General features: G+C 66.8%; 11 protein-coding genes. 6 read left to right on the plus strand and 5 right to left on the minus strand.

Translation table 11 applies throughout. The features are described 5' to 3' along the window. Positions 1–371: DUF3084 domain-containing protein (locus VB716_RS10075; protein ID WP_323270377.1), on the minus strand; the 371-nt coding region annotated here is incomplete at its 3' end. 211 nt (positions 372–582) lie between these two features. Between VB716_RS10075 and VB716_RS10080 the strand changes: the two genes are divergently transcribed. Next, entirely contained in the window at positions 583–1,413 is an 831-nt protein-coding gene (locus tag VB716_RS10080; RefSeq protein ID WP_323247869.1) for a sulfotransferase, read from the plus strand. A 20-nt stretch (positions 1,414–1,433) separates the two neighbouring features. Here the strand turns inward: VB716_RS10080 and ntcA are convergent, their stop codons facing one another. Further along, positions 1,434–2,168: a global nitrogen regulator NtcA gene (gene ntcA / locus VB716_RS10085; protein WP_197157314.1), complete on the minus strand. Its 735-nt coding sequence runs from the start codon at positions 2,166–2,168 to the stop codon at positions 1,434–1,436. 328 nt (positions 2,169–2,496) lie between these two features. Here ntcA and VB716_RS10090 point away from each other — a divergent pair, with 328 nt between their 5' ends. The 3 genes from VB716_RS10090 to VB716_RS10100 all read left to right on the plus strand — a co-directional run bounded on the left by VB716_RS10090 (position 2,497) and on the right by VB716_RS10100 (position 4,226). After that, the gene (locus tag VB716_RS10090) at positions 2,497–3,138 is read left to right on the plus strand and encodes a cob(I)yrinic acid a,c-diamide adenosyltransferase (RefSeq protein ID WP_197171646.1); all 642 of its coding nucleotides are present in this window, start codon (positions 2,497–2,499) and stop codon (positions 3,136–3,138) included. Further along, positions 3,138–3,731 carry a dCTP deaminase gene (gene dcd, locus VB716_RS10095; RefSeq protein WP_197171648.1) on the plus strand — a complete coding sequence of 198 codons (594 nt, stop codon included), beginning with the start codon at positions 3,138–3,140 and terminating at the stop codon, positions 3,729–3,731. The genes VB716_RS10090 and dcd overlap by 1 nt, the downstream gene beginning before the upstream one ends. Positions 3,732–4,079: 348 nt before the next feature. Then, positions 4,080–4,226, plus strand: a complete 147-nt coding sequence (locus VB716_RS10100) for a hypothetical protein (protein WP_323270378.1) — start codon at positions 4,080–4,082, stop codon at positions 4,224–4,226. A gap of 79 nt (positions 4,227–4,305) precedes the next feature. On the opposite strand, the gene thyX is transcribed toward VB716_RS10100, so the two are convergent. Next, the gene (thyX, locus tag VB716_RS10105; protein ID WP_323247873.1) at positions 4,306–5,031 is read right to left on the minus strand and encodes an FAD-dependent thymidylate synthase; all 726 of its coding nucleotides are present in this window, start codon (positions 5,029–5,031) and stop codon (positions 4,306–4,308) included. 34 nt (positions 5,032–5,065) lie between these two features. Beyond that, positions 5,066–5,629: a thioredoxin domain-containing protein gene (locus VB716_RS10110; RefSeq protein WP_323270379.1), complete on the minus strand. Its 564-nt coding sequence runs from the start codon at positions 5,627–5,629 to the stop codon at positions 5,066–5,068. Between the two features lie 92 nt (positions 5,630–5,721). On the opposite strand from VB716_RS10110, the gene VB716_RS10115 reads away from it, so the two are divergent. Both VB716_RS10115 and VB716_RS10120 read left to right on the plus strand, forming a co-directional pair. After that, complete coding sequence (locus VB716_RS10115) at positions 5,722–6,135, plus strand: NIL domain-containing protein (RefSeq protein WP_323247877.1); 414 nt, start codon at positions 5,722–5,724, stop codon at positions 6,133–6,135. Positions 6,136–6,148: 13 nt separating this feature from the next. After that, positions 6,149–6,643 (plus strand): hypothetical protein, encoded by a 495-nt coding sequence (locus VB716_RS10120; RefSeq protein WP_323247879.1) that lies wholly within the window; start codon positions 6,149–6,151, stop codon positions 6,641–6,643. Here VB716_RS10120 and VB716_RS10125 read toward each other — a convergent pair. After that, the coding region (locus VB716_RS10125; protein ID WP_323270380.1) for a lytic transglycosylase domain-containing protein at positions 6,588–7,541 on the minus strand (954 nt) is incomplete at its 5' end. The two genes, VB716_RS10120 and VB716_RS10125, sit on opposite strands and share 56 nt — an antisense overlap.

Below are 7,541 nucleotides of genomic sequence, written 5' to 3' on the forward strand. Positions count from 1 at the left end.
CCTTCCACCCGCTTGGTGGCCGCCTGGGCTCGGCGGCTGGCCTGCTGTGCGGTGGCGCTGGCGGCCTGGGCACCGACCAGGTCGCGGCGGCTGCGTGCCAGATCGTCGCGGCTCTGCTGCAGCCTCTGCTCCAGCTGGTCCAGTTCGAACAGGCCCACCCGCAACCTTTGGCTCACCAGAAGCATCAGGCCCAGGGACATGGCACTGATCAGCGATCCGGTGAGCACCGTGATCAGCACCGCGGTGCGGCGCGGTCGCAGGTTGAACAGGCTGAGGCGCGCCTTGCCCACGCGGCTGCCGAGCCGATCACCGAGGGTGGAGAGCACGCCGCCCAGCACCAGCAGGACCAGGATCAACAACCAACCCGTCATCGCTGCCTCACCACGCCGTCGTTCCGCTGTCAGCCTTCGGATCCGGGGGATCCGAAGGCTGCATCCTGCAGCACAGACCCCGTCGTCCGGCACGGTGCGGACAGTCTGGGGAGGCGTCCCGCCGGGTCTGATCCTTGGGCTGTTCCGATGTCTGTGGTCCGGTCGGTGCTTCTGGGTCGTTTAATGTCTGGCCCGCCCGGCTTGCACCGCGATGGTTCCGGACTTCATGGTGATCGGGGCCCAGCGTTCCGGCACCACCTGGCTGCACAGGGTTCTCAGCCAGCATCCGGATCTGTGGCTCACGCCGGTCAAGGAGCTCCACTACTTTGACAAGCCCCAGATCCGCTTCGGCGTGTTCGACGCCGATGAGCGGCGACGCGCCAGGTTCTGGGACCTGAAGCGTTTCGCCCGCGATCCCCGCTGGTTCGGCCGCTACTGGTTCCTGCCGCGCAGTGATGCCTGGTATTGCCGCCTGTTTGGTCAGGGACGTCGCCAGGGCAAGCGGGTCGGCGAGATCACCCCCGCCTACGCCACCCTGGAGCGGCCGGTGTGGGAGCGGATGCAGCGTCTGGCACCGGAGCTGAGGCTGGTGTTCGTGATGCGCGATCCCGTGCTGAGGGTCTGGTCGGCGATCCGCAACCGGGTCCGCAAGGGCCAGTTCGACGGTGAGGCCGACATTGCCGCTCTGCTGGAGCAGGCCCGCATGCCCGGGGCCGTGAGCCGTTCCAACTACCTCCGCACCATCGAGACCGTCGAGGCGGTGTTCCAGCCCGCTCAGTTGCACTGCTGCTTTTTCGAACAGCTCAGCAGTGATCCTGCAGCCTTCGCCGACGACCTGTTCGACTTTCTGGCCGCGCCCCCTTTGAACGAGCGACTGCGTCTGCCGCCGGCCGTCAACGTGGCCGCCGGCGGCCGGGAACCCCCCCTGGGCTTTCAGCGGGAGATGGCGCGCGACTATCTACCGATGGTGGAGCGTCTGGCAGAGCGTTTCGGTGCCGTGCCTCAGGGCTGGCTGGATCGCTACCGCAATCTGCTCAGCTGACCTGGTTGGAGTGGAGGCGGTCAGCTGAAGCGTTTGGCCAGGGCGATCGGGTCGAAGACCGTGATCTTCTTGCGATCCACCTGCACCAGCCCGTCGTTGCGCAGGTCGCCCAGCAGCCTCGTGATCGTCACCCGGGTGGAGCCGATCGCCTCGGCGATCGCCTGGTGGGAGAGGCGCAGGTCGATCGTGATCCCCTCCTGACTGGGCACACCGAAATCGCGGCAGAGCACAAGCAGAAAGCTCACCAGCCGGGAGGACATGTCCCGGTGGGTGAGGGTTTCGATCATGGTTTCGGTCTGCAGGATGCGGGAGGACAAGCCCTGCAGCAGCAATAGCCCGACGCTGGCATCGCGCTCAATGGCCTGGCGGACCGAGGTGGCGGGAGCGGTCACCATCTCCACGCGGGTGAAGGCGATGGCGTGATAAAAGCGATCGGATCGCTGCCCGGTGAGCAGCGACAGCACACCGAACAGACTGTTTTCCCGCAGCAGTGCCACGGTGATTTCTTCACCGGATTCGTAGACCCGCGATAACCGCACGGCGCCGCGACGCAGCAGATAGACCCGTTCGGCCGGATCTCCGGGAAAGAAAATGGTTTTGCCACGCTCCACGGTCTCGACGCTGCTGCCGCCGAGACCGCGCATCACTTCGAGAAGGGTGGCTCCGGCTCCGCCGGACACACCCGACCCGGTGCCAGCGGAGCCGCTGGGGGGAGGGGGGGCGTAACGGCTGAAGCCGCGAGTAGCGCCGACCATGACGGCGGGGCAGGAACTGGGAAGCTACGGAGCGACCCTGCTCTTTCTTGTAGCAACCAACACGGTTGCTGTCAGGGCCTCCGCTTCCGCTCCCGCTCGCCAGCCCCTGGCGCTCTGGGCCTGTGCGGCTGTTGACGCCTGTCGCAGCCTGTGCCGCCGTTTCCGCGAAACCGTCTGTTCCCACCAGGGATGGTGTGTGTGGCTTGTCCAGGGCGCAGATGCCGCTACATTCAGGTTCCAGCGCAGCGTCCGATCCCATCGCTTCGGTCCCTGTCCAGGTCGGCCGGAATGATCCGCTCGCCCGGCCCCATCGCCCTCCGGGATGTCCATGACCGCCAGTCTTGCCAGCCCCCAGGGCAGCCATCGCCCCTCCCAGCGGGGTGACATCTCTGTCCGGGGTCAGCGGCTGGAGGCCCGGCCTGAGCAGCGAACTGACCCTGTCCGCCCAGCGACTCGCGCTGTAGTGCCCCTTCGGCCCGTGCCTCAGGCCGAAGGGCTGCTTCAGGTGCACACAGCCCCTTTCCGCGGCAGCTTCGGCGCCGTGTTCAGCCAGGCCCTGCGCACGGCGGGTCTGGGCAGTCGCGTCCTGGTGAGTCAGTTTCTCAAAGGTGGCGTGGATCAGGGGCTGGGCCGCAGTCTCTGGCTTTGCGGCCGCCTGCAGTGGCTGCGGCCGGCGGTGCCCGCCTGCCTTGCGGCGCCCCTGCAGGCTGAAGCCGAGCAGGACCTTGCCCTGGCGGCTGTCCGGGAGGTGTGGGATTTCAGCCGCCAGCAGCTGCTGGCGGGCGCCGTGGATCTGATGGTGCTTGATGAACTGGGGCTGGCGATCGAGCTGGGTTATCTGTCTCTTCTGGATGTCACCGAGGTGCTGGAACAGCGGCCGGCTCAGCTGGATGTCATCCTGACGGGCCCGGCGATGCCCGCCGCTCTGATGGCCATGGCCGATCAGGTCACCCAACTGCGCCGCGGCTGATGCTCAAGAACGACCGCTGGATCAAGGAGCGGGCCGATGCCGGCATGATCCATCCCTTTGAAGACCATCTGGTGAGGCATCTCGAACCCGAGACCTCCAGCGCACCGGTGCTCAGCTTTGGTTGTTCCTCCTATGGCTACGACCTGCGTCTGTCGTCGCAGGAGTTTCTGATCTTTCGCCATGTCCCCGGCACGGTAATGAACCCGAAGCGGTTCAATCCAGCCAATCTGGAGCCGGCCCCCCTGCATGAGGACATCGATGGCGCCTTTTTCATTCTGCCGGCCCATTCCTATGGCCTTGGCGTTGCGATGGAGAAGCTGAGGGTGCCGCCCAACATCACGGTAATTTGCCTGGGAAAGAGCACTTACGCCCGGCTTGGCATCATCGTCAACACCACACCCGCTGAAGCGGGGTGGGAGGGCCATCTCACGCTTGAATTCAGCAATTCTTCCGGCGCAGATTGCCGCATCTATGCCAACGAAGGTATCTGTCAACTGCTGTTCTTCGAAGGCGATCCCTGCGACACCACCTACCAGGATCGTGCCGGAAAGTATCAGGATCAGCCCGAGCGGGTCACCCTGGCCAGGGTCTGAACCGACTGGTAGCCCGGGCAATGAAGAGCCCGTCATCCTGCTGCTCTGCGGTCCTCATGGCCTGCCAGGCCATGAGGATCAATGGCGCCATGCTCTGTTCCGTGAGCGTCCGTTCAACCCCATGGCTCGCTGAATAGCGCCCAGGCAGGGAAAACCGCTGCTGCACAGGAGGACGGGCTGGTCGTTGATCCAGAACACTGGATCTGAGCCTGTGGTGGGTGCTGCCACTGCCGCCCCGGAGGTCTCGACCGGGGGGGTGCTGCTGCTCCCTGAGCCCGCGGCACTCTGTGGATTTCTGAGTGTTGCCCCGGACTCGTTGGAGAGGCGCTGGCGAATCTTGTCCAGGACTTGGCCATAGCCTGCCCCACCCTGCTGCTGCAGAATGCCTTGGACCGATCCGGCTCCTGCCGCATCCAGAAGCATCTGGGCATGGCCTGCCGATCCGGCCAGCCCGCCTGTGGCCACAGCCATCCCGAGCAGGGTCAGGAGCAGTGAGTCGCGGACGGGAGGGAACACGGGAGCTGCCAGGTAGAGAGGCGATCAGGCAACTTCAAGTTTGGCGAAGGATCGCTGCTCAGGGGGCAAGACGGGCCTTGTGCAGCCGGCTTTTCGCGTACCAGTCAGCAAATTCAGGTGCCCATCGCTCCAGGTGGGGCCACATCAGATCGCAGAGGGCGCGGATTTCCTGTTGGGCATCGAGCTTGGCCCGCAGATCGAGAAAGTGGAGGAAGGCCCGCAGCGAAAAGCTCACCACAAAGTGCTGGCGGTAATCGAACGGCAGGATGCCGCGGGCATGCTCTTCGGCAAAGCCAGCCGCCAGCAGGTCGCGGTAGCGCTCAGCGGCCTGTTGGCAGAGCTGCAGATCGATCGCCCGCTGCTCCTCGCTGTAGAGGTAGCGCTTGCCCTGACGGTCGCTGTAAGAGCCCACCGGCCGCAGGTAGAACACCTCCTCCAGCTCCATCGCCCCATCGGCGGCGCGACAGATGCGTTCGCCCGTGTAGCGCATCGATTGCACATCGAAGCTCACGCCCACCCGATGCGTGCGGGCCTGCTGCATCACCGAGTGGGGGAACCAGCCCACATTGAGAACAATCTGCGCATGCTCCAGTGGTCCGAAGTGGCCGCGCTCACCTGCCAGCAGACGCTTGATGCAGATCTCCCCGGCCTTGGCCTCCTCGGGCCAGCTGCTGGGGTCGGCGGCGACGAAGCCCTCGCTGTAGTCCTGATGCATGGCCGCATAGACGCACCGCTGCGGCTCGGGAGTGGCGGCGATCAGGGCGACCCGGAAGCGGGGATCCATGGGGAGGGGCGTGGGTGCTTGGGTGGACAGGGCGTCAGCCGTGGCTGCGGGGATCCGCCATCACGGCCGGTGCCTGGGCCGTGTCGGCCAGAGTGCTCACGGCGCCGACGCCGGCCAGGCGTGGCAGCGGCGTGCCATCGATCAGGGCCTCGACCAGGGCGTTCAGTTCAGGGGCGCTGCGGGCTCCGAGGGAGCGGCCCACGGATTGGCCGGTCTTGTCGAACAGTTCCAGCTGGGGAATGCCGTTCACCTCATAGCGCTCGATCTCCGGCAGCCAGCGCGGGTTGTCGACATTGAGCAGCACCACGTTGAGCCGATCACGATGCTGCCGCTCCACCGCCTCCATGGCCGGCGCCATCGATCGGCAGGCCTCGCACCAGTCGGCGTAGAACTCCACCAGGCTGGGGCGGCCGTTGCTCAGGGCCACCGGCAGATCCAGCGACCGGCGGGCCAGCTGCTCCAGCGGCGCCTCCGGATGGAGACCTCCCCGCAACCACACCAACGCCACCGCCAGCGCCGCGGCGATCACCGCCAGCAGCACCCGCTCGCGTCGGCCCAGGGGGCTTGAGGGCGGGGAAGGGTCGCTTGGGTTCGCCATCTGCCGCAGGGAGCCAGCCGGCACTCTGGCAGTTCCGCGTCAGCCCTGACCTGGACAGCCTTGCTAGCGTCCTGCCCTGAGGATGCGGCCCCGTGAAACGACGCCTCACGCTGCATTTCCCCCGGGAAGCGGTGCACCAGCCGATCACCTACCGGCTTGCTGTCGACTTCGACATCGCCGCCAAGATTTTGCGGGCCCAGATCGCGCCGAATCAGAGCGGCACCATGGTGGTGGAGCTCTCCGGTGACATCGACGAGCTGGAGGCCGCTGAGGCCTGGCTGGAGAGCCAGGGGCTGGCCCTCAACCGTGCCCCTGGGGAGATCCGGATCGATGCCCAGCGCTGCGTCGATTGCGGCATCTGTACCGCCATCTGCCCCAGTGGAGCCCTGCGTTGCGAAGCGCCGGTCTGGAGGCTGAACTTCGAGGCGGACCGCTGTCTCGTCTGTGAGCAGTGCATCCCCAGCTGCCCGCTCGAGGCCATCGCCCTGGTGCTGGATCAGCCATGACCCTGGATCGGCCATGAATTCAGTGCTGCGCCTGATCGCCCTGCCGTTCAGGGCTCCCCTCGTGCTCCTGCTGATCGGGGTGAGTGTCTATCTCGGCATGCACTGGACCCTCACCCTGCCGGAGTTGAGCCAGCGCTTTTCAAGTCCCGGCCACTTCATCCTGCTGGTGGAGTATCTGCACGCCGTGGTGGTGGTGGTGATCTGCACGATGCCGGATCTACTCCTGTTCCGTCTGTCGCAGCTCATGGCCGCCAGCCGGGTGGTGAGCCTGGTGGTGAGCCTGCTGCTGGTCACCCTGGCCGGTCTTTATCTCCTGCACCTCAACATCCTGGCCAATGTGCTGATCCTGGCGCCGGCCGTGCTGCTGGCCCGTCTGGATCTGGTGCGGATCCGGGTGGTCCCCTCCTCCACCACCATGGTTCTGGTGCTCAACATCCTGGTGCTGAGTGGCCTCATGGCAGGACGCTGGCTGAGCACCCACGGCCAGGCGTTGGGGGCTTCGGCCTGATCGTGGCAGTCCCCTGGCTGTAACTCCAGAGGTTGCCCAGCACCTTCTTCACGTAGAGCCGCGTTTCCGGATAGGGGATCGCCTCCACCCAGAGTTCCGGTTCGTCCCGCAGGCGGCGCCGTTCAGCCGGGTCGGCCAGCCAGCCGGTCACGGCCCCCGGGCCGGCGTTGTAGCTGGCGATCATCGGCAGGAGCTGCTGATCCCACTGGCGAGCCAGTTGGTGCAGATAGAGGGCGCCGAGGCGGGCGTTGAGGCCGGGATCCTCCAGCTCCCGGCTGCTCATCGGCCGGCCCGCCAGCTCTGAAGCGGTACTGGGCAGCAGTTGCAGCAGCCCCACGGCGTCAGCGGGAGAGTGCACGGATGGGGTGAAACGTGACTCCTGCTTGGCCACCGCCAGCAGCAGGCTCACGGGCAGCCCTACGGGGGCTGCCGCCATCTGAAATTCCGGCAGGAAGCGCTTGGGGTGGAGGCTGCGCTCCAGCAGGGGCTGCAGCCCGCAGGGATCCGGGGCGAGCCGCAGGGAGGCCAGCTCCAGCTGCCCGAGGCCTGTCCAGTCGTCGCCGACACCCTGGCGCAGCCGCCCCTCCACCAGCAGGGTGGCGCTGTCGCCGGGCGGCACGTTGCCACGGCGCTGGCGCCATTGCTCCCAGGCCTCGAGCCGTTGATCGAGGCGCCAGAGGGTATCGAGCCTGGGATCACCCCTCCGCAGGGGCCACCAGGGCTCGCCGCTGGCGGCAGGTTCGCCGGGGTTGGGCAGGGGGGTGGCCTGTGCGTCCAGCAGGGTGTCGGCAGCGGGATCTCCCAGCTGGGCGGCGGCCCGCCAGGCGTAGTAGCCCCCGGGCCACTGCCGGCGCAGCTCCTGCCAGCGGATGAGCCCCGCCTGGCGGTCCCCCTGGCG

Source organism: Synechococcus sp. CCY9201, assembly GCF_034931105.1.
GTDB lineage: Bacteria > Cyanobacteriota > Cyanobacteriia > PCC-6307 > Cyanobiaceae > CBW1002.